1 pseudogene is annotated in these 720 nt (G+C 39.4%); it reads left to right on the forward strand.

Annotated elements, in window-relative coordinates:
• Positions 1-344: 344 nt before the first annotated feature.
• Positions 345-720: pseudogene (locus R7R24_RS26835) on the forward strand (DNA polymerase II); the annotation flags it as partial.

The raw sequence follows: 720 nt of genomic DNA on the forward strand, positions 1-720 counted from the left end.
ACCACTCTATTATTTCAGAGCGTGATGTGCAGAGCCGAAATCTAGGAAAAACTAATTAACAACATTACCCCCAACAAATCAAGTATCTATATCCATATAACCTCGATATATGAGAATCACTTAACTTGCAAACGAGAAAACAACTGGCAGATCTTGTGGTTTAATATACAGAAATCGTTAACTAGAAATCCTTTTTTAAGCCATTTGTAATTGCTAAAAACCTCCGATTGAACAAGCCAGAAGTAACTATGCAGAAGTATCTAATTCCATTTTCTATTACTGGTTATTTTTACAGTCCATAATGTTAGAATGGCGACTTGAAAAATTTATAAGGTTTCTCTCTTTTGAACATCCAACAAGGTTTCCTACTTACTCGCCAAGCACGAGACATCAAAGGCCAAACTCAGATAGAGTTGTGGCTTGCGACAGAAGCAGGCCCGACTCAACTATTGATCAATGGTGAGAAACCCGTGTTCTTCATCGCTCAAGAGTACATTGAGCAAACCCAAAACCTGGCGCTATCGAAAAGTATTCAAGTTGAAATTCGAACTCTTGAACTGAAAACGTTCGAGCATACCCCTCTCGCAGCTTGCTATACGAAAGTAACCAAAGAAGCACTCGTATTACAAGATCTGCTCTCACAGCAAGATATCGTGACTTACGAAGGCGATATACGACTCGCTGACCGCTATCTAATGGAGCGCTTTATTAAAGGGAGTG

It is taken from the genome of Vibrio sp. 704 (genome assembly GCF_033339295.1).